The sequence below is a fragment of the Rhizobium sp. KDH_Rht_773_N genome (assembly GCF_052946295.1).
On record NZ_CM129525.1, the window covers coordinates 1,523,679 to 1,542,736 of the forward strand.

General features: G+C 63.1%; 20 protein-coding genes. 14 read left to right on the forward strand and 6 right to left on the reverse strand.

The features are described from left to right. The first annotated feature begins 62 nt into the window (after positions 1 to 62). The 8 genes from guaA (at position 63) to ybaK (ending at position 7,535) form a co-directional block, all read left to right on the forward strand. Positions 63 to 1,625, forward strand: a complete 1,563-nt coding sequence (guaA, locus tag ACU8HS_RS07775; protein WP_112565190.1) for a glutamine-hydrolyzing GMP synthase — start codon at positions 63 to 65, stop codon at positions 1,623 to 1,625. A gap of 377 nt (positions 1,626 to 2,002) precedes the next feature. Then, on the forward strand, positions 2,003 to 2,722 hold the full coding sequence (locus ACU8HS_RS07780) for an AAA family ATPase (RefSeq protein WP_447015709.1): 720 nt from the start codon (positions 2,003 to 2,005) through the stop codon (positions 2,720 to 2,722). Positions 2,723 to 2,973: 251 nt separating this feature from the next. Next, positions 2,974 to 3,495, forward strand: coding sequence for a 2'-5' RNA ligase family protein (locus ACU8HS_RS07785; RefSeq protein ID WP_447015710.1), 522 nt, complete (start codon positions 2,974 to 2,976; stop codon positions 3,493 to 3,495). 69 nt (positions 3,496 to 3,564) lie between these two features. After that, positions 3,565 to 4,626 (forward strand): succinylglutamate desuccinylase/aspartoacylase family protein, encoded by a 1,062-nt coding sequence (locus ACU8HS_RS07790; protein WP_447015711.1) that lies wholly within the window; start codon positions 3,565 to 3,567, stop codon positions 4,624 to 4,626. Positions 4,627 to 4,730: 104 nt separating this feature from the next. Further along, positions 4,731 to 5,861, forward strand: a complete 1,131-nt coding sequence (locus tag ACU8HS_RS07795) for a TIGR03364 family FAD-dependent oxidoreductase (RefSeq protein ID WP_447015712.1) — start codon at positions 4,731 to 4,733, stop codon at positions 5,859 to 5,861. Further along, complete coding sequence (gene phnX / locus ACU8HS_RS07800) at positions 5,858 to 6,637, forward strand: phosphonoacetaldehyde hydrolase (protein ID WP_447015713.1); 780 nt, start codon at positions 5,858 to 5,860, stop codon at positions 6,635 to 6,637. The genes ACU8HS_RS07795 and phnX overlap by 4 nt, the downstream gene beginning before the upstream one ends. A gap of 70 nt (positions 6,638 to 6,707) precedes the next feature. Continuing rightward, positions 6,708 to 7,058 carry an ArsC family reductase gene (locus ACU8HS_RS07805; protein WP_447015714.1) on the forward strand — a complete coding sequence of 117 codons (351 nt, stop codon included), beginning with the start codon at positions 6,708 to 6,710 and terminating at the stop codon, positions 7,056 to 7,058. Positions 7,059 to 7,061: 3 nt separating this feature from the next. After that, on the forward strand, positions 7,062 to 7,535 hold the full coding sequence (gene ybaK / locus ACU8HS_RS07810) for a Cys-tRNA(Pro) deacylase (protein WP_112755224.1): 474 nt from the start codon (positions 7,062 to 7,064) through the stop codon (positions 7,533 to 7,535). On the opposite strand, the gene ACU8HS_RS07815 is transcribed toward ybaK, so the two are convergent. Then, complete coding sequence (locus ACU8HS_RS07815; protein ID WP_112565176.1) at positions 7,536 to 7,979, reverse strand: MarR family winged helix-turn-helix transcriptional regulator; 444 nt, start codon at positions 7,977 to 7,979, stop codon at positions 7,536 to 7,538. Between the two features lie 107 nt (positions 7,980 to 8,086). Between ACU8HS_RS07815 and ACU8HS_RS07820 the strand changes: the two genes are divergently transcribed. Next, entirely contained in the window at positions 8,087 to 8,770 is a 684-nt protein-coding gene (locus ACU8HS_RS07820) for a glutathione S-transferase family protein (RefSeq protein ID WP_447015715.1), read from the forward strand. 132 nt (positions 8,771 to 8,902) lie between these two features. Then, positions 8,903 to 10,156: an aminopeptidase gene (locus ACU8HS_RS07825; protein ID WP_112565172.1), complete on the forward strand. Its 1,254-nt coding sequence runs from the start codon at positions 8,903 to 8,905 to the stop codon at positions 10,154 to 10,156. On the opposite strand, the gene ACU8HS_RS07830 is transcribed toward ACU8HS_RS07825, so the two are convergent. Then, on the reverse strand, positions 10,104 to 11,027 hold the full coding sequence (locus ACU8HS_RS07830; protein WP_447015716.1) for an EamA family transporter: 924 nt from the start codon (positions 11,025 to 11,027) through the stop codon (positions 10,104 to 10,106). The genes ACU8HS_RS07825 and ACU8HS_RS07830 overlap by 53 nt on opposite strands. A gap of 81 nt (positions 11,028 to 11,108) precedes the next feature. Here ACU8HS_RS07830 and ACU8HS_RS07835 point away from each other — a divergent pair, with 81 nt between their 5' ends. Next, on the forward strand, positions 11,109 to 11,606 hold the full coding sequence (locus ACU8HS_RS07835; protein WP_112565168.1) for a MarR family transcriptional regulator: 498 nt from the start codon (positions 11,109 to 11,111) through the stop codon (positions 11,604 to 11,606). Here the strand turns inward: ACU8HS_RS07835 and ACU8HS_RS07840 are convergent, their stop codons facing one another. Together ACU8HS_RS07840 and xseA are read right to left on the reverse strand one after the other, a co-directional pair. Continuing rightward, positions 11,607 to 12,197 carry an NAD(P)H-dependent oxidoreductase gene (locus ACU8HS_RS07840; RefSeq protein ID WP_112705727.1) on the reverse strand — a complete coding sequence of 197 codons (591 nt, stop codon included), beginning with the start codon at positions 12,195 to 12,197 and terminating at the stop codon, positions 11,607 to 11,609. 2 nt (positions 12,198 to 12,199) lie between these two features. Next, positions 12,200 to 13,780 carry an exodeoxyribonuclease VII large subunit gene (gene xseA, locus ACU8HS_RS07845; protein WP_447015717.1) on the reverse strand — a complete coding sequence of 527 codons (1,581 nt, stop codon included), beginning with the start codon at positions 13,778 to 13,780 and terminating at the stop codon, positions 12,200 to 12,202. A 577-nt stretch (positions 13,781 to 14,357) separates the two neighbouring features. Between xseA and ACU8HS_RS07850 the strand changes: the two genes are divergently transcribed. After that, positions 14,358 to 14,600: a hypothetical protein gene (locus ACU8HS_RS07850; RefSeq protein ID WP_112755215.1), complete on the forward strand. Its 243-nt coding sequence runs from the start codon at positions 14,358 to 14,360 to the stop codon at positions 14,598 to 14,600. Positions 14,601 to 14,609: 9 nt separating this feature from the next. On the opposite strand, the gene ACU8HS_RS07855 is transcribed toward ACU8HS_RS07850, so the two are convergent. Further along, on the reverse strand, positions 14,610 to 16,457 hold the full coding sequence (locus ACU8HS_RS07855) for a hypothetical protein (RefSeq protein ID WP_447015888.1): 1,848 nt from the start codon (positions 16,455 to 16,457) through the stop codon (positions 14,610 to 14,612). A 156-nt stretch (positions 16,458 to 16,613) separates the two neighbouring features. Here ACU8HS_RS07855 and ACU8HS_RS07860 point away from each other — a divergent pair, with 156 nt between their 5' ends. Then, on the forward strand, positions 16,614 to 17,609 hold the full coding sequence (locus ACU8HS_RS07860; protein ID WP_113499006.1) for a glycosyltransferase: 996 nt from the start codon (positions 16,614 to 16,616) through the stop codon (positions 17,607 to 17,609). After that, complete coding sequence (locus ACU8HS_RS07865) at positions 17,606 to 17,989, forward strand: GtrA family protein (protein WP_112565158.1); 384 nt, start codon at positions 17,606 to 17,608, stop codon at positions 17,987 to 17,989. The genes ACU8HS_RS07860 and ACU8HS_RS07865 overlap by 4 nt, the downstream gene beginning before the upstream one ends. 3 nt (positions 17,990 to 17,992) lie before the next feature. On the opposite strand, the gene ACU8HS_RS07870 is transcribed toward ACU8HS_RS07865, so the two are convergent. Beyond that, positions 17,993 to 18,979, reverse strand: a complete 987-nt coding sequence (locus tag ACU8HS_RS07870) for a Gfo/Idh/MocA family protein (protein ID WP_112565156.1) — start codon at positions 18,977 to 18,979, stop codon at positions 17,993 to 17,995. Positions 18,980 to 19,058: the final 79 nt, after the last annotated feature.

A 19,058-nucleotide genomic window follows, 5' to 3' on the forward strand; every position in this document is an offset into this window, starting at 1 on the left:
AAACCCGGCCGCGGCCGATTTCCCGCATTGCAAGAAGAGGCGCTTTTCATTAAAGGCTCGCCATGACCCAGACAGCACATCCCGACAGCGTTCTCATCGTCGATTTCGGCAGCCAGGTGACCCAGCTCATCGCGCGACGCGTGCGTGAAGCCGGGGTCTATTGCGAGATCGTTCCCTTCCAGTCCGCCGAAGAGGGCTTCAAGCGCCTCCAGCCGAAAGCCGTGATCCTGTCCGGCAGCCCGGCCTCGACGGTCGACGAAGGCTCGCCGCGGGCGCCGCAGATCATCTTCGACAGCGGCCTTCCGGTGTTCGGCATCTGTTATGGCCAGCAGACGATGTGCATGCAGCTTGGCGGCATGGTGGAAAGCGGCCATCACCGCGAATTCGGCCGCGCCTTCCTTGAGGTCGACGAGGACTGCGCTCTCTTCGAAGGCCTGTGGTCCAAGGGATCGCGCCATCAGGTCTGGATGAGCCATGGCGACCGGGTGACGAAACTGCCCGAGGGCTTCGAGGTTATTGCGACCTCCTCCAACGCGCCCTACGCTTTCATCGCCGACGAGAAGCGCAAATATTACGGCGTGCAGTTTCATCCCGAGGTCGTGCATACGCCCGACGGCGCCAAGCTGATTGCAAATTTCATCCACAATATCGCCGGCATCAAGGGCGACTGGACGATGTCGGCCTACCGTCAGAAGGCGGTTGAAGACATTCGCCGCCAGGTCGGCGACAAGCGCGTCATCTGCGCGCTGTCCGGCGGCGTGGATTCGTCGGTCGCAGCCCTGCTCATCCATGAGGCCGTCGGCGACCAGTTGACCTGCATCCTCGTCGACCACGGCCTGATGCGCAAGGACGAGGCGGCCGGTGTCGTCGCCATGTTCCGCGAGCACTACAATCTGCACCTGATCCACGTCGATGCCTCCGATCGCTTCATCGGCGAGCTCGAAGGCGTTTCCGACCCGGAAACCAAGCGCAAGATCATTGGCCGCCTGTTCATCGAAACCTTCGAGGAGGAGGCCAGGAAACTCGGCGGCGCCGATTTCCTCGGCCAGGGCACGCTCTATCCCGACGTGATCGAGTCGGTCTCCTTCACCGGCGGCCCTTCCGTCACCATCAAGTCGCACCATAATGTCGGCGGCCTGCCGGAGCGCATGAAGATGCAGCTCGTCGAGCCGCTGCGCGAACTCTTCAAGGACGAAGTGCGCGTGCTCGGCAAGGAGCTCGGCCTGCCCGACAGCTTCATCGGCCGCCACCCCTTCCCGGGTCCGGGCCTTGCCATCCGCTGCCCCGGCGGCATTACCCGCGAGAAGCTCGAGATCCTGCGCGAAGCCGATGCGATCTATCTCGACGAAATCCGCAAGGCCGGCCTCTACGACGCGATCTGGCAGGCTTTCGCCGTGCTGCTGCCCGTCCAGACCGTCGGCGTCATGGGCGACGGCCGCACCTACGAATTCGTCTGCGCATTGCGCGCGGTCACGTCGGTCGACGGCATGACGGCGGATTTCTATCACTACGACATGGAATTCCTCGGCCGCGCCGCCACCCGCATCATCAACGAAGTCCGCGGCATCAACCGCGTCGTTTATGACGTAACGAGCAAGCCGCCCGGCACGATCGAGTGGGAATGACGGGCAAGTCACCGTCATGACGAACTCCGTGCCGCCGGCGTAACAAGGCTCGTCCGAGGCACGGAAGGCAAGCTGCGGGCGACCTTTGCCGGCCGGCCGGCGTGTTTCATCGGCATGGCGGCCAGGGCCATATCATCGAGAGCGGCTGCCACGGCGGCCCAGCATTCGGGCAGCGCGACGGCGAGCGCGCAGCGGTTGGCGCGTGCCCTCTTCGATCGCCCCAGAAAAAATCAACCTCGGACAGCATGATAAAACAGCGCCACGCAAGGTTGCTGCCTGACCTTTTCGTCTCATCACTGCGAAAGCTGCTGTTCCTTAAAGCCCGAGACGCGCCTCTCCCAGGGATGACCGCCGCAACCTTCAACCCGAGGTAATCGATGCCAACACTTACATTTGCGAATACGAAAGGAGGGGCCGGCAAGACGACGGTCGCCCTCGTTCTTGCCACAGAACTGGCTCGCCGTGGCCATCGCGTTTCCGTTCTCGACGCAGACCCTCAGCAATGGGCCACGCGCTGGCGCCAGCTGACCGGTGAGGCGGCCGAATTCGCTGTCATCTCCAACGTCACCGAGGACACGATCGAACAGCAGATCAAGGACCTCAAGAAGCGCGGCGGCTACATCATCGTCGACCTGCCGGCCGGCATGAGCCCGCTGATGGCCAAGGCCATCGGCTTTTCCGATCACGTGATGGTTCCGGTGCAGGGCTGCGCCATGGATGCCGTCGGCGGCGCACAGGTGCTCGATATCATGAAGCAGCTTGCCGCCCAGCACGATATCCGCATTCCGCACTCGGTTGTGCTTACCCGGATCAGCTCGATCATCACCACGCGCGCATTGCTTGCCGTCAAGGGCCTGCTGGCAATGCAGCAGGTGAATGTGGTCGATACCGCACTGGTCGAACGGGCCGCCTATCGCGACATGTTCGTCTCCGGCGGCAGCCTCTACACGATGGACCCGGGCCGCGTCAGCAATCTCGACAAGGCGCAGGACAATGCCCGCCTGCTGGCAGACGACATTCTCCGCCTCGTGCCGCCGAAGGCAGCGCGCGCCAAGTCGCCCAAGAAGACGGCCGAGCCGGTCAAGGACGCCGCCTGAGGCATTCTGGTTCATCCGACATTCGCAAACGGCTGCTTTTCGGCAGCCGTTTCTCTTTGATTATTTTACGGCAAATGTTCCCGTTTTGTTCTTGACGGGGCGAATGGCCCTGATAAGTTCCTCCTTGTACGACAAGGAGGCGGACGATGTAGTCCGTAGTTCAGATGCCTCATTTTCCGCTCGACCCGAATGGTTCAGATTCCCGAGAGAATTCCGGCCTCGTCGGCAAACGTCACGACAGGCTGTTCTTCATGCTCCGGCCAACCAGGGAGGCGGCATCCGAAGCGCTGGAGATCGCCCAGGCCTATCGCCACGCCCGTTCACTGTCTGCACCGTCGCGACCGCGCGAACTGCTGCACGTCACGCTGAACGGCATCGGCGCTTACCGCAGGCTGCCGCAGGATATCGTGTTCGGCGCCGAACAGGTGGCGGCGACGGTGCGCGCACGTCCGTTCGAACTTGTGCTCGACGAGGTCATGAGCTTCCGCCATCCAGGCGAACCGCAGGCCTTTGTCATCTGCGGCAGGCAGGAAAACGAGGCGCTGCTGGATCTTCGCCGCCAGATACAGGAGGGCCTGTACGAGGCGGGATTGCCCTATAATCTCGGCGGCCATCTGACGCCGCACATGACGCTGCTCTACGATCGCAAGACCGTTCTGCCCGAAAAGCTCGACCGGCCGGTCAGCTGGACCGTCCGGGAATTCCTGCTGATTCACAGCGTCTACGGAAAGGGCGAGCATAACGTGGTCGGCCGTTGGCCGCTGCTTGCCTGAGCTGCGCTTGCGCGACGGGCGAAGATTCGCATAAGACTCCGACCCCAATGCCTCAATGCGGAGAAGACAGTGGACGTTTCAGAGATCATCATCCCAGGCGATACGCCCGGCATCGAATGGCGGTTGCCGGTCATCCGTTTCAAGGGAAGCGATCCTGCGGCGCCCAAGGTCTATATCCAGGCGGCGCTGCACGCCAACGAACTGCCGGGAACGGCACTGGCGCATTTCCTCTGCGGGATGCTGCGGCAGGCCGAAAGCGCGGGGCGCATCGCCGGCGACATCACGCTCGTACCTCAGGCCAACCCGATCGGGACGGCGCAGTCGCATTTCGGCGAGCTGCAAGGCAGGTTCGATCTCGGCTCGCGGACCAACTTCAACCGCGACTTTCCGCTGATCTCCGTCCTGGACCGGCCGGAGCTGGTTGACGAACTTGATAAGTATCCGGCTACCGATCGCCTGAAGCGGGAGCTGATCCATATGGCGCTCGGCGCCGATCTGGTGCTCGACCTGCATTGCGACGATGAATCGCTGCAATATGCCTATATCGACGAAGCCTTCTGGCCGGAAGCGGCGGACCTTGCCGGCGCGCTCGACATGCAGGCGGTACTGCTTTCGGACGGCGAGAGCTCCGCCTTCGAGGAAGCCGTCGGCTTCGCCTGGAAATACGAGGCGCCGGGCGAGCGCAAGGCGAAGCTTCCGGGCAAGCTCTCGGTCACGGTGGAGCTGCGCGGATGGCGCGATGTCTATTCGGGCACGGCCGAGAAAGATGCCCGGGGCCTGCTGCAATTCCTGATCGGGCGTGGCGTCGTCATCGGCGAAGCCACCGCAGCCGCCACCTTTTCCGGGCCGGCCGTGCCGCTCGACAATGTCGAGATCCTGCGCGCGCCTGAGGGCGGCACCGTGCTGTTCCATCGCACTATCGGTGAACGCGTCCAGGAAGGAGAGCTTCTGGCGACAATCGTTACCCGGCCCGGCTTTGTCGAGGGCGACATCGACATCCACGCGCCGCAGGACGGGCTGCTGCTGACGCGCATCTCCGACCGGCTGGTGCGCCGGCGCGGCGACCTGATGAAAATTGCCGCCGACCGGCCGAGCAAGGCAGCGCGAAAGGCCGGCACGCTGGAAGACTGAAGCGGCGTTCTTTTCCACATGCTGATGTAAGGCTGCGCGCAACTGTCACACGGGCTTCAAGAAAATCCGCCAAGCCGTTGCAGACATGTTGCGAAGGAGCTTTCATGCCGCATTACGACATTGCGATCGTCGGCGCGGGGATCGTCGGGCTGGCGCATGCGCTGGCGGCGGCAAAGCGCGGCAAGCGGGTCGTCGTTGTTGACCGCGACGCACAGGCAAACGGCGCGTCGGTACGCAATTTCGGCTTTGTGACGGTGACCGGCCAGCAGGCCGGCGACTGCTGGGAGAAGGCGCGCCAGGCCCGCGATATCTGGGCCGAAATCGTCGACGACGCCGGCATCGACGTCCTGCAGCGCGGGCTGCTGCTGGCCGCAAGGCTCGACGAATCCGAAGCCGTGATCGATGCCTTCCTGCGCACGGAGATGGGCGAAGGCTGCGAAAGGCTGACGCTCGACGAAGCGCGGCGGCTCGTGCCGGCCCTGCGGCCGGAGGCGGGGCGCTTCACGCTCTACAGTCCGCACGAATTGCGGGTCGAATCCCGCACGGCCATTCCCCTGCTCGCCCGCTATCTCGAAGTCAAATACGGCATCGACTTCCGCCGCTCGACAGCCGTGCGCGCCGTGGAGCCGCCGCGCGTGGAAACCTCGACCGGAGTGATCCAGGCGGAGACGGTGATCGTCTGCCCCGGCGATGATTTCAAGAGCCTGTTTGCGGACCGGATCGCCGCCTACAACGTCACCCGCTGCAAGCTGCAGATGATGCGTGTGGTCCCGGCCCAGCGCGTTTCGCTCAGCACCGCCGTCATGTCCGATCTCGGGCTTGGGCGCTATCTCGGTTATGCCGAACTGCCGGAAGCGACGGCGCTGAAGGCGCGGCTCGACCGCGAATTCAAGCCGGAGCGGGAAAACGGCATCCATCTGATCGTCACGCAGTCGGAAGACGGCTCGCTGATCGTGGGCGACAGCCATCACTACTCCGAAACGCCCGATCCTTTCGGCCTGGAGCGGGTGGACCGGCTGACGCTCGACGAAATGGACGCCGTGCTCAATCTTCCGGGGCGCTTCATCACCGAGCGCTGGGTCGGCACCTATGCGTCTGCCCCGGACCGCTGGCGGTTTACCGACAGGCCTTCCGACGCGCTGCGCATCGTCATCGTCACTGCAGGCTGCGGCGCCTCGACCGCCTTCGGCATCGGCGAGGAAACCATCGAAGATCTTTACGGGAGCGCAGCATGATGCAGTTCAAGGCAGTGGTCTTCGACTGGGCCGGCACAGTCATCGATTTCGGTTCCTTTGCACCGATGGGCGCCTTTGTGGAAACCTTCGGCAAGTTCGGCGTCGAGGTGACGATCGCCGATGCCCGCAAGCCGATGGGGCTTCCCAAGCGCGCGCATATCGCAGCGATGCTGGCCGAGCCGCATATCGCCGCCCGCTGGCAGGCCGCGCAGGGGACAGCTGCCGACGAGGCGGCCATCGACCGCGTCTACGAGCTTTTCGTGCCGCTGAACGAAGCTGTCGTGACCGACTATTGCACGCTGGTGCCGGGCGCGACCAAAACCATCGAATATCTGCGCGAACGGCGGATGAAGATCGGCTCGACCACCGGTTATACGCGCTCGATCATGGAGCGGGTTCTGCCGCTCGCTGCCGAACAGGGTTATACACCCGACAATCTGATCTGCGCCGACGATCTGCCGCTTGGCCGGCCGACGCCGATCGGCATGTATAAGTGCTTTCTCGACCTGATGGTCTATCCGGCCTGCGCCGTGCTGAAGGTGGACGATACCGAACCCGGCATTGCCGAAGGTGCCGCTGCCGGCTGCGTAACCGTCGGTGTGACGCTCTCCGGCAACGAGGCGGGCCTGACGCCCGAAGAGCTGGATGCGTTGTCGCCGGAGGCACGCGCCGACCTGCACAGGCGGATCGGCGAGAAGCTGATCGCCGCCGGTGCCGATTACATCATCGAGACCGTGGCCGACCTGCCGGCGCTCATCGAAGAGCTTGAGGGATAAGCGCCAGACGGCGTTTGCAGCGCTCATCCGGCATGATATCTCCCTGCCGAAACAGGGAGATCGAACCGGCATGGCCATCACCATCTACGGGATCAAGAATTGCGACACGATGAAGAAGGCCCGCAGCTGGCTGGACAGCCACGGCGTCGCCTACGCGTTTCATGACTACAAGGCCGTCGGCATCGATCGGGCGCATCTGGAACGCTGGACCGACGAGGCCCGCTGGGAAACAGTGCTGAACCGCGCCGGCACGACCTTCCGCAGCCTGCCGGACGCGGCGCGCGAAAACCTTGACCGCGAGAAGGCGATCGCCCTGATGCTCGACCAGCCTTCGATGATCAAGCGGCCGGTGCTGGAAGCGGACGGCAAGCTGCTGATCGGCTTCAAGCCGGAGAATTACGCGCAGACGTTCAAGGGCTGAGCCATGTCGAAGACCACCCGCGCCACCCAGGTTCTCACGCAGGCCGGAATCGCCTTCACGGTCCATACCTATGACTATGATCCGAACGCCGAGCGTGTCGGGCTGCAGGCGGCCGAGGCGCTCGGCGAGGAGCCGCATCGCGTCCTGAAGACGCTGATGGCGGAAGTGGACGGGAAGCCGGTCTGCGTTGTCGTACCGTCCGACCGCGAGGTCAGCATGAAAAAGCTTGCCAGCGCCTTTCGCGGCAAATCGGCCAATATGATGAAGCCGGCCGACGCGGAGCGGCTGACGGGCTATCATGTCGGCGGCATCAGCCCCTTCGGGCAGAAGAAGACCGTTCCCACCGCGATCGAAGAAACCGCGCTTGCCGAGGCACTGGTCTACATCAATGGCGGGCAGCGCGGGTTGCAGGTTCGGCTGGACCCGAAGGACGCGCTGAAGGTGCTGAAGGCGGCCGGCGCGCCCTTGATCGCCTGATCAAAGGAAACGCGCGAGCAAGGCCGTTATGGTATTCGCCTCACGCTCTGTAAGCCTGCAGCCGATATTCGCCTCGATGGATTTCGCGTAGACCGCCCACATGCGCTCTCGCAACCGACGCCCGGCATCGGTGATCACCACCCAGCGGCCGCGTGCATCCTCGTCGAATGTCTCGCGGCGGACCAGGCCCTCCTTTTCCAGCCGGTCCACCAGACGCGACAGGTTATATTGCGCAAGCAGCGTCCGTTCCTCGATCTCATAGGGACGCAATCGCCCGTCCTGCGAGCGCGCCAGCTCCCAGAGGACATCATACCAGGAAAGCGGCGGCATTTTTGCCGTCTTGAGATCGGCCTCGATCGCGGCGAGCAGACGGTCGCGGGCGCGCATGACGTGTATCCATGCGCTGGTGGCGGCATCGCTCGGTCTTGGGTGCTCATCGGACATAGATGCAATTACATTTAACTTGATCGGCGACGCAACGGCTATTATATGCAGTTGCATCTACTTTATCATCCATCTATCGGCCGCATGGCGCGGCCCCGGAGATCGCCATGAGCAAGCTTACCCTGATCAGCCACCACCTTTGCCCCTATGTGCAGCGGGCCGCGATCGCGCTTCTTGAAAAGCAGGTGCCTTTCGAGCGCATCAATATCGACCTCGCCAACAAGCCGGACTGGTTCCTGAAAATCTCGCCACTCGGCAAAGTCCCGCTGCTGCGGATCGAGCAAGCGGACGGCAGCGAGGCCGTGCTGTTCGAAAGCAGTGTTATCTGCGAATATCTGGAGGAAACGCAGCCGGGTGCGGCCCTGCATCCCGCCGATCCGCTGGCGCGCGCCCGCCACCGCGGCTGGATGGAATTCGGCTCGTCGGTGCTTTCCGATCTCTGGGGTTATGAAACGGCCGAGGATGCGCAGCAGCTCGAGACCAAGCGCAAGGCCCTCGCCGCCAAGTTCGAGACGGTTGAAGCGGCACTGGCCGACGGACCGTATTTTTCCGGTGCCAGCTTCAGCCTCGTCGATGCCGTCTTTGCGCCCGTGTTCCGCTATTTCGATCTTTTCGACACGCTTGGCGACAGCGGCATATTCGACGGGCTGGAGCGAGTGCAGCGCTGGCGCAAGGCGCTCTGCGAGCGCGCAAGCGTCAAGGGGGCCGTCGGCGACGACTATTCTTCCCGGCTGAGGGAATTCCTCAGACAGCACAATTCCATCCTGCTCAGGCAGTCCGTCACAGCCTGAAAGAGGCATGTTTCAACGCGGCCGGACATCTGTCCGGCCGCATCATTTCGGCTGCGGCGCGCTTCATTTTCGCCGCAAACGGGTCTAAGTCTTCCAGCCTCCCACCGTCGATGACAGAAGGCAGGTTGAACCATGACTTTCATGCCCCAGAGCCAGAACACCGTTGATCCCGCCAGACTCGAGAAGCTCGCGGAAGTCGCCATCAAGGTCGGCCTGCAGCTGCAGCAAGGGCAGGATCTCGTCATCACCGCCCCGGTCGTGGCGCTGCCGCTCGTACGGCTGATTACCAAACACGCCTATCTCTCGGGCGCCGGCCTCGTTTCCACCTTCTATTCCGACGAGGAGACGACGCTTGCCCGCTACCAGTACGGCAGCGACGAAAGCTTCGACCGGGCTTCCGGCTGGCTCTATGACGGCATGGCGAAAGCCTATGAAAACGGTGCCGCCCGTCTTGCCGTTGCCGGCGACAACCCGATGCTGCTGGCCGAGCAGGACCCCAGCAAGGTCGGCCGCGCCAACCGCGCCAATTCCACGGCTTACAAGCCGGCGCTGGAGAAGATCTCCAATTTCGATATCAACTGGAACATCGTCTCCTACCCCAATCCCTCCTGGGCGAAGGTCGTCTTCCCCGACGATCCCGAGGCAATCGCCGTCGCCAAACTCGCCAAGGCGATCTTTGCGGCATCGCGCGTCGACGTGCCCGATCCCATCGCCGCCTGGGCCGAGCACAATGCCAATCTCGCCAAGCGCTCGTCCTGGCTGAACGGCGAGCGTTTCGCCTCGCTGCATTTCACCGGTCCGGGCACCGACCTGACCGTCGGCCTGGCGGACGGCCACGAGTGGCACGGCGGCTCCTCGACGGCCAAGAACGGCGTTACCTGCAATCCGAACATCCCGACCGAGGAAGTCTTCACCACGCCGCATGCGCTGCGCGTCGAAGGCCATGTGTCCAGCACCAAGCCGCTCTCGCATCAGGGCACGTTGATCGACAATATCCGGGTTCATTTCGAGGGCGGCCGCATCGTCGAAGCCAAGGCCTCGCGCGGCGAGCAGGTGCTGAACAAGGTGCTCGATACGGACGAGGGCGCGCGCCGGCTGGGCGAAGTGGCGCTGGTGCCGCATTCCTCGCCGATTTCGGCAAGCGGCATCCTCTTCTACAACACGCTGTTCGACGAGAACGCCTCCTGCCACATCGCGCTCGGCCAGTGCTATTCGAAATGCTTCCTCGACGGCGCTTCGCTGAGCCAGGAGCAGATCAGGGCGCAGGGCGGCAATTCCAGCCTGATCCATATCGACTGGATGATCGGCTCCGACAAGGTCGATATCGACGGCATCAAGCCTGACGGCTCGCGGGTGCCGGTGATGCGCCAGGGCGAGTGGGCATAGGAACGCTCGCCTTCGGCATCAGGCTGCGCTGGCTGAGCCAGACGCTGAACAGCACCATGGCAAAGCCCGAGATCTGGGTTGGCGTCAGGCTCTGGCCGAGCGCCAGCCAGCCAAGCAGCGTCGCGACGAGCGGGCTCAGAAAGCCGAGCGAGGCCGCGGCCGAAGGCTCTATGCGCGAGAGGCCGCGGAACCACAAAATATAGGTGAAGGCAGCTCCGACGAGGCCGAGCCAGGCGATGCCGAGGATATTGGCTGGCGTCGGCATGGGAAGCGCCGGCTCCAGGAAAAAGGCCGCAGGCACGAGCAGGATGCCGCCTGCGGTCAATTGCCAGGACGTAAAGGTCAGGCTGGACACGGGCGGCTGCCAGTGGCGGGTCAGCACGGTGCCGAAAGCCATGGAGACCGCGCCGGCAAGACCTGCGGCAACGCCGACGGGATCGAGTGCCGCTTTCGGCGTCAGCACCAGCAGCGCCACACCTGCCATGCCGATCAGACCGGCGGCAACGGCCATGAAGCGGATCGGCTTGCCGAGGAAGAGGCGCGAAAGCGCAATGACGATCAGCGGCTGCACGGCGCCGACCGTCGCAGCCACGCCGCCGGGCAGGCGATAGGCCGAAACGAAGAGCATGGCCCAGAAAAACGAAAAATTCAGCGCGCCGAGAATGAAGGCGCGGCCCCACCAGCTGCCCGCCGGCAATTTGCGCACAATCAGCAGCAGAAGCAGCCCGGCCGGCAGCGCGCGCAGCATCGCTGATGTCAGCGGATAACCTTGCGGCAGAAAGGACGTCGTAACGAAATAGGTGCTGCCCCAGATGGCCGGCGCAATCGCAGTCGTCATCACGTCGGCGGCATGGCGTGAATTTGTCTTCATATCAAGAATCTCTACGCCAAGATAAATTCAGGATAGCGGATTTTATCTTGACGTCAAGATATCTGCTGGTATCGATGCGACATGGACAAGAGCGGGGAAGATCACGTCGACAGAATCCTGGCGCAATGGCGGCGCGAGCGGCCGGAGCTGGATGTCGAACCCATGGGCATCTTCGGCCGGCTGAAGCGGCTGACGACGCATATCGCCCGCGAGGTGGAAGCGGTTCTGCTCGAACACGGTCTCTCCTCCTCCGCCTTCGACGTGCTGGCCACGCTTCGCCGCTCCGGCGCGCCCTACCGGCTTTCGCCCGGAGAACTGCTCGGCATGACGATGGTCAGTTCCGGTACGATGACGAACCGGATCGATCAGCTGGAAAAGGCCGGCTTCGTGGAACGGCTGTTCAATCCCGAAGACCGGCGCAGCGTGCTGATTGCGCTGACCGAGAAGGGTTTGGCGACTGTCGAAGAGGCGGTCGGCGCGCATGTCGCCAACCAGCAGCGGCTGACGCGCAACCTGACGGCCGAGGACAAGGCAGCGCTCGACCGGCTGCTCAAGAAATTCCTGTCTGATTTCGAATAGTCAGACGGCCGCGAGCGCCCTGCGGATGCGTTCCAGGTGCGCCCTGCGTCTGGCTTGCGTCGCACGGTCCATGTCATGCAGGCTCATCATGCGGAAGACGAGTTTCTTCGAACAGAAATTGGCGATGCCACGCTTCAGCAGCCGACGGACGGGATTGCCCATATAGAAATGCACCAGCCACCAGGGCGAGCCCGTCGTCGTCAGTGCGTAGAGAAGCCTGATATTGGTGAGCTGCGGCACGATGCGGCCGCCGGCGGCATCGTGGGTGAAGGCCACGCCCGGCGCAAAGACGCGATCGAAGAAACCCTTCAGGATGGCCGGAAAATTGAACCACCATTGCGGGAAAACCAGAACCAGGCCGTCAGCCGCTTTCAATCGGGCGACGATGCCGGCGACGGCGGACGTATCGTAGGGCAGATCGAAATAGCCGTTCCTTTCGGCCTCGGACAGGCGCGGATCGAAATCTTCGGCATAGAGATCCAGAAGATCGACGGTATGGCCGGAGGCTTCGAGCGCCTCGCGGGCGGTACGCGCCACAGAAGCGGCAAAGCTTTCCGAGAGCGGATGGGCGAGGACCAGCAGGATCCGCATTGCTAGAACAGGCTTCCCTGCTTCGGCGGCTCGCCGGCCCTGGCGGCGCGCCTCCTGGTTCCCGATGGCGCAGCGCCGCCCTCTGTCGTCATGGCGCCGACACGCCCGTCGGCAAATTCAATGGCGATGCCCATGCCGGCGGAGAGCGCCGATGCCTGCGAAACCGGCCTGTTCTCCTCGTCGCGGATGACGGCATAGCCGCGCTTCAGCACGTTTTTGTAGGAGAGAGACTGAAGAACGCGATCCTGCGCGGAAAGCTCGGCGCGGGCACGCGTCAGCTGGTGGCGGATCGCCGTATCGGCATGACGCGAGAGATTGCCGAGGCGTTCACGACCGCGGTCGGTCTGCGTTTTCAGTCGGGCCGGCAGAGAGGCTAAAATGGCCTCGGCGCGTTCGATACGCGATTTCGAACGATCGAGCAGGCGCTCGACCGTTCGCTCGGCCCGGGCCATGCGTTCGTTCAGAAGCTGCCGGCGTTCGGTGATGCGGTTGGAGAGGACGTCCGGGCGCAGATGCGAGGCGACACGCTCGAAACCGCGGCGCTTGTTGATGGTGTTGAGTTCCAGCCCGCGGCCCAGGCCGGTCGCGGCCTCGTCGAAACGGCGGCGGGGTAGCGCCAGCAGCTGATCGAGCGACGGCAGGGCGCGCATCAGGGCACGGACGGACTGGCGGCGCTGATCCATCTGGCGGCTGACGGCGCCTTGCAGGCGCGCGGTAAGGCCAGCCACCTGCGCATCAAGCTCGGCCTTGACGGGCACGGCCATTTCGGCGGCACCCGTCGGCGTCGGGGCGCGGACATCGGCGGCGTAATCGATCAGGGTCCAGTCCGTCTCGTGACCGACAGCCGAGATCAACGGAATCCGGCTATCGGCTGCGGCGCGCACGACGATTTCGTCGTTGAAACTCCAGAGATCTTCGAGGCTACCGCCGCCGCGGGCGACGATCAGCACATCGGGGCGCGGGATGGCGCCGCCGGGCTCCAGTGCGTTGAAGCCATGGATGGCGTTCGCCACTTCCTCACCGGAGCCCTCCCCCTGCACCTTGACCGGCCAGACGACGACGTGAACCGGGAAACGATCGGAGATGCGATGCAGGATATCGCGGATGACGGCGCCGGTCGGCGAGGTCACGACGCCGATCACCTTTGGCATGAACGGCAAGCGCTTCTTGCGCGCGGGATCGAAAAGGCCCTCGGCGCCGAGCCGGCGCTTGCGCTCCTCGATCAGCGCCATCAGCGCGCCGGCACCGGCCGGCTCCAGCGTCTCGATGACGATCTGGTATTTGGAGGAGCCGGGGAAAGTCGTGACCTTGCCGGTCGCGATCACCTCCATGCCCTCTTCCGGGCGGAATTTCAGGCGGGAAAAAGTGCCCTTCCAGATGACCGCGTCGATACGCGCGCGGTCGTCCTTCAGCGAGAAATAGGCATGGCCCGAGGAATGCGGGCCGCGATAGCCGGAAATCTCGCCGCGCACACGCACCTGATCGAAGGCTGTCTCGACGGTCCGCTTGATGGAACCGGAAAGCTCCGAGACCGAATATTCCGCAAGATTGGTGGGCGAATCGCCGTCAAGGACATTGCTCATCCCCCCTTTTTATTTTGAACACCGCCAAACGGAAAGGTCGGGGCCGGAGAAGGCCGGCTTTTTGTTCAAAAATCGGTGAGAGACCCAAGAAATAGGGATATCGCTCCTCCAAAAAAAATCTTAGTATCATTCACGTTCGTAGGGAGTGGCGAACACCGACCCGAAAAATGAGCATGCTGGTGACAGTGAAAATTCCCCGTCGATGAATGGCGCGGGAGGGATCGCTTCCCGTATTGTCGCTCTTGCTCAACCGCACAGGTATCGGCTCGCCCTCTTTCCGAAAACCGGTCGATCAGGCGCGATCGAAGTGTCAGCGTGATGCTGCTTCGTTCCAACGCCGATGGTGCAGCCGGAGAGTTCCGTTTACGTAAGCGCAAAAGTAACGGAACTTTTCAGCCTGTAACAGAGTTGATCCGTATCGACACAGGTGCCCGGCGCGAGCCGGAGGAAATGCCGTCAGGTGAACGCATCCGTAACCATGGCCGCAAGTGCAGCTTTCGTTAAGGGTGGCAAATAAACTTTTGTTAGCGGAGGACCCCTAGGCTCCTCGCAAACGACCTGAAGAAGAGGTGACGACATGATCATCCTGACAGCAACCACATTGGGCCTCACCGTCGGCCTCATGCGCTCGGCCGGTGTTATCGCAATCGTCGCCATGTTGATCGGCCTGACCTTTGCTGCCGCTGCCATCGCCTCCGGCGGCGCCGTGTCATTCCTGGCACTTCTCTACACGATCATCGGTTACAATGCCGGCCTGCTGCTTTATCTCGGCGGCCTGTTCACCACCGATCGTCTGCGGGCCGTACGCGTCCACTCCTGAAAACAAGCGTCAGTTCGACGTCATACGGTAGCGGAAAAACTGGACGCCGCTGTCGGCGGCCTTCGGCAGCGGGTCGAGATAGGCCGGGACATTGCCCTTGCCAAGCTGCGCATAAAGCCCGTCGGGCTTCAATCTGGCGATCTCGCTGGTCTGCAGATCATCCGGGCAGAAGGCAAGTATCGTGACGCCCGCCCCCTTCAGAAACGCTTCCGCCTCCTGCGGCTCCGCCAGGCCGATATGCATCTCGGTCAACATGCCACCCTGGTTGCGGTGATAGGGGGCCGACAGAACACGGTTGGCGGTGTAGCGCAGGATCGGCACGCCCATTTCCGACGGCGCGGAAACAAGTCCCGCAGGCAGGCCGGCAAGCGGAGCGAGCGCCTGCCTGGAGGAACATGAAGGACTTTCGGCCTCTTGCGCATTCTTCGTCTTGTTGACCTGCATTTCGACGAGCGCGCCGCCGACGGCCCACACGGCCGGCACGCTTGCCAGAACCGTCAGGATATAGACGAGGGCAGCCGCGGCATTTTCGCTGTCGCCGTTCGACATGCGGCGCACGTCGATGATGAGCAGGGCAAGCGGCAGGATGGACAAGAGGTTTGAGAAGACGGCGCCCCGGACCTGGACCAGAGCGACGGCCCAGCTGACGCTCAGAAGCGCCAGAAGCACGAGGTGGAGCTGCACGCGATCTCCCTGCAGGGCGCGGAAAATGCAGACGGCGATCGCGAACAGGCCAGGCGCATAAAATGCGCCGACCGAAAAGGGATCTCTGCGGCTGAGCGCGAGAACGGATTGCGCTTCCGAGACATTGCGCAGCCAGAGCTCGACCAGCATGGGATCGAGATCGGCGAGCGGGTTGTGCAGGCATTCAGGCGCAATGACCAGGGCCGACCCGAAGATGGCAGTGCCGACGACCGCAAGCACGGCCAAACGCAAGCCGCGGCCGAGACGGCTGGCAAGGATCGCGGAGGCGAGCAGCAGTCCGCCGCCGATCGTCGCCAGGCTGTAGAAGCCGAGCGAGAGATTGTCGCAAGTCACCGCCGAATAGCGCTGCGGCGGCACTGTCGCGAAGAAGAGGATGCTGATGGTGACGGCAAGACTGAGCCCGAAAGCCTTGGCAGCGGCGGCAAACGGTTCGCCTTCCCAGACCCAGAGCAGCGCCACGACCAGGCAATAGATGGCAACGAAGGGCGTGGTTTCCGCGCCGATGGCGATTGCCACTGCGGCCGACGCGCCAGCAACGGCATAGTTCCACGCGCGCTGCTTTTCATCGAAGAGCATTGCCACCATGGTCGCGACCAGCGCAAGCTGGGCGTTGTGATGATCGATGGCGCCGGGCGCAAAGCGATTGCCGGTATAGATCGCCATGCCGGCAAAACAGAAGGACAGGTGCATGCCGGCAAGGCCGCCGACACGCCGGCCGGCAAGGCCCATGGCAAGCATGGCGGGGAAAACGAGCGACAGCGGCCAGACCACGAGTGCCGCAGCTTCCGCGCCGTCATGGCCGAGGAAGAGGCCGAAGACGCGGATCAGCGTGGCAATCGGCAGGTCGATCAGCCGCGACCAGTGCATCAGCGTACCCTCGCCCAGGCCGAGCCGATACTGCATCAGATCGAACCAGCCCTGCCCGTTCAGGAAATCCCTGACCTCCACGAGGCGCATGCCGTCGTCATTGTCGGGGCCGACATAATCGACCGGCCCGCCGGCATATTTCATGACGGTGATGATGCCGATCAGGACAAGGGTGTAGATGAGGGCCGATGGCAGAAGATGCACCAGCATCTGCCGGATGCTGCCGATGAGACCGGACCTCGCCGATGCGGATTGCGCCTTGGCGATCGGCTGCACTGCGTTCATCATGATAGCCAGGTCGTTTACGTGATGGGCAACCTTAGCCCTGGCTTGTCAAGAAAGTGTAAACCACGGCGAGTGACGGCTCCTGTTTCTCATAGGGGCTTGTTAACGCTGCATGGCGTAAGTTCGCCGTGGTTTCTTTGTGACGAGTGTAACCCCATGGCGCGATCGCTCAGCGAAAGTCCTGATATTGCCGTTCTGCTGCCCTGCTACAACGAAGCGGCGACGATCGGTTCTGTCGTCAGAGGTTTCCGGGCAGCGCTGCCCGACGCGCATATCCATGTCTACGACAACAATTCCACCGACGGCACGGCGCTGCATGCCATGCTTGCCGGCGCGCATGTCGTGCGGGAGCGGCGCCAGGGCAAGGGCCATGTGGTGCGGCGCATGTTCGCCGATATCGACGCCGACATCTACATCATCGCCGACGGCGACGGGACCTATGCGCCGGAGGATGCCGAAGAGCTGGTGCGGACGCTGCTGACCGAACGGGCCGACATGGTGGTCGGGACCCGGCGCGGCGTGCATGACGATGCCGGCCGGCAGGGTCACGCCCTCGGCAACCGGCTGTTCAACATCCTCTACCGCGCGATCTTCGGGCCTGACTTTACCGATATCTTCTCCGGCTACCGCGCCTTCTCGCGCCGCTTCGTCAAAAGCTTCCCGGCGGTTTCCGGCGGCTTCGAGATCGAGACGGAAATGTCGGTGCATGCGTCGCGGCTGAAATTGCCTGTCAGCGAGCTGGAATTGCACTACGGCAGGCGCCCGGAAGGTTCGCATTCCAAGCTCTCGACCTTCCGCGATGGCAGCAAGATCCTCTGGATGTTTGCCATGCTGATGAAGGAGACGCGGCCCTTTGCTTTCTTCGGCACGATCAGCGCCCTCTTCATGCTGGCAAGCCTCGGCTTCATGGGGCCGGTGCTGGCGGAATATTTCGCGACCGGCCTCGTCAGCCGCATGCCGACCTGGGTGCTCTCGACAGCGCTCGCAATGATCTCCATCATGCTGTTTACGGCCGGCGTCATTCTGGACTCCGTTGCACGGGCGCGGGCCGAGCAATTGCGCATCCACTATATGAGCCTGGCAGCGCCGGTCTCAGCAAGGGATAAGAGCGCGCCAATGACGCTAGATGGCAAAAAGGCCGATGCCGCATGAAGAAGCTCATTCGCTTCGCGATCGCCGGTGGACTGGGCTTCATCGTCGATGCGAGCGTGCTTGCTGCCCTTCTGCACCTGACGCCGCTCGGTCCCTTCATTGCCCGGCTGATTGCCATTGCGCTGGCGATGGCGACGACATGGGCCTTCAACCGGACCTTCACCTTCGACCGGTCAGGCCGGTCGCTGGCGGCGGAAGGCTTCCGCTACGGCTCGGTCGGGGTGACGGCGGCCCTTGTCAATTACGGGCTCTATTCGGCGCTGCTCCTGTCGCTGCCGGCGCTGCAGCCGCTGATCGCAATGGTGCTCGCGACCGCAGCGTCGATGTTCTTCAGCTTCTTCGGCTATTCCCGCTTCGTCTTCCGCGGCAAAGCCGAATAGGGTTCAGACGGCTTCCCAGCCATCCTGCTCGCTGGCGCGATAGATGGCATCGATGACCTTCTGGTTGAGCCTGGAATCTTCCAGCGTGACGATTTCTTCCTTCTCGCCAGCCGCGGCGCGGGCAAAAGCCTCCGCCTGGCACCTGTACTGGCGGCTGTCCTGGAAGCGGATGATGCGGGATTCGTTGTGGCCGCGATTGGTCACTTCGATTTCCTCGGGTCCCCAGCGATTGGCGTTGAAGGGCGACTTGACCTCGATATAGCCGTCCGTGCCGTGGAAGACCATGATCTGGCGGCCGGCCATCTGCGTGGAGACGTAGAAGCTCAGCTCGAAATCACCGAAATCGGCCTTCACGCTGGAATAGATATCGGTGCCGAATTCCGCGTCACGCTCGGTGATGGCCTGCACCCAGGACGGTTCCTTGCCGGTGGAAAAGCGCGTGCTGATGACCGGATAGACGCCGATATCGGGCAGGCCGCCGCCGCCCAGTTCCGGAATGTTGCGCATGTTGCCGGGGTCGCGGTTGTAATAGGTGAAAGCGCCTTGGACATGGCGAAGCTCGCCGATCGCCCCCTCCTGCAGCAGCGAGCGGACCTTGCGCCAGACCGGCGCATAGGTGACCATGAAGGCTTCGCTGATGACGACCTTGTTGCGGTCGCGAGCGGCGATAAGATCATCGATCTCGGATGCCTTCAGCGCGATCGGCTTTTCGCAGAGCACATGCTTGCCGGCGTCCGCTGCCTTGATCGACCATTCGACATGCTGGGAGGTCGGCAGCGGAATATAGACGGCATCGATCGTATCGGATGCCAGCATTTCCTCGTAGGAACCGAAGGCGTGCGGCACGGAGAAGCGGTCCGCCATGTCCCGGGCGCGCGCAAAATCGCGGCTGGCAATTGCCGTGATGACGCAGTTTTCGGCGTCCTGGATGGCGGGAACGACGTTATCGCGGCCGATCTTGGCCGTTGAAAGAATACCGAAACGCAACATGAGACATCCTCCTGAACTCGATCGGGCGCACCTTATTCAGCCGCCTCATGCGGCGCAATGGCGCGACGGCCGATCACGG

What these genes read in the sequence shown, in the direction of transcription:
- ACU8HS_RS07870 (WP_112565156.1), bottom strand. Translation starts at nt 18,979, where the DNA reads ATGTTGCGTTTCGGTATTCTTTCAACGGCCAAGATCGGCCGCGATAAC.
- ACU8HS_RS07830 (WP_447015716.1), bottom strand. Translation starts at nt 11,027, where the DNA reads ATGAAGACAAATTCACGCCATGCCGCCGACGTGATGACGACTGCGATT.
- ACU8HS_RS07840 (WP_112705727.1), bottom strand. Translation starts at nt 12,197, where the DNA reads ATGCGGATCCTGCTGGTCCTCGCCCATCCGCTCTCGGAAAGCTTTGCC.
- ybaK (WP_112755224.1), top strand. Translation starts at nt 7,062, where the DNA reads ATGTCGAAGACCACCCGCGCCACCCAGGTTCTCACGCAGGCCGGAATC.
- ACU8HS_RS07795 (WP_447015712.1), top strand. Translation starts at nt 4,731, where the DNA reads ATGCCGCATTACGACATTGCGATCGTCGGCGCGGGGATCGTCGGGCTG.
- ACU8HS_RS07860 (WP_113499006.1), top strand. Translation starts at nt 16,614, where the DNA reads ATGGCGCGATCGCTCAGCGAAAGTCCTGATATTGCCGTTCTGCTGCCC.
- ACU8HS_RS07820 (WP_447015715.1), top strand. Translation starts at nt 8,087, where the DNA reads ATGAGCAAGCTTACCCTGATCAGCCACCACCTTTGCCCCTATGTGCAG.
- ACU8HS_RS07835 (WP_112565168.1), top strand. Translation starts at nt 11,109, where the DNA reads ATGGACAAGAGCGGGGAAGATCACGTCGACAGAATCCTGGCGCAATGG.
- ACU8HS_RS07855 (WP_447015888.1), bottom strand. Translation starts at nt 16,457, where the DNA reads ATGAACGCAGTGCAGCCGATCGCCAAGGCGCAATCCGCATCGGCGAGG.
- phnX (WP_447015713.1), top strand. Translation starts at nt 5,858, where the DNA reads ATGATGCAGTTCAAGGCAGTGGTCTTCGACTGGGCCGGCACAGTCATC.
- guaA (WP_112565190.1), top strand. Translation starts at nt 63, where the DNA reads ATGACCCAGACAGCACATCCCGACAGCGTTCTCATCGTCGATTTCGGC.
- ACU8HS_RS07805 (WP_447015714.1), top strand. Translation starts at nt 6,708, where the DNA reads ATGGCCATCACCATCTACGGGATCAAGAATTGCGACACGATGAAGAAG.
- ACU8HS_RS07815 (WP_112565176.1), bottom strand. Translation starts at nt 7,979, where the DNA reads ATGTCCGATGAGCACCCAAGACCGAGCGATGCCGCCACCAGCGCATGG.
- ACU8HS_RS07780 (WP_447015709.1), top strand. Translation starts at nt 2,003, where the DNA reads ATGCCAACACTTACATTTGCGAATACGAAAGGAGGGGCCGGCAAGACG.
- ACU8HS_RS07850 (WP_112755215.1), top strand. Translation starts at nt 14,358, where the DNA reads ATGATCATCCTGACAGCAACCACATTGGGCCTCACCGTCGGCCTCATG.
- ACU8HS_RS07865 (WP_112565158.1), top strand. Translation starts at nt 17,606, where the DNA reads ATGAAGAAGCTCATTCGCTTCGCGATCGCCGGTGGACTGGGCTTCATC.
- ACU8HS_RS07825 (WP_112565172.1), top strand. Translation starts at nt 8,903, where the DNA reads ATGACTTTCATGCCCCAGAGCCAGAACACCGTTGATCCCGCCAGACTC.
- xseA (WP_447015717.1), bottom strand. Translation starts at nt 13,780, where the DNA reads ATGAGCAATGTCCTTGACGGCGATTCGCCCACCAATCTTGCGGAATAT.
- ACU8HS_RS07785 (WP_447015710.1), top strand. Translation starts at nt 2,974, where the DNA reads ATGCTCCGGCCAACCAGGGAGGCGGCATCCGAAGCGCTGGAGATCGCC.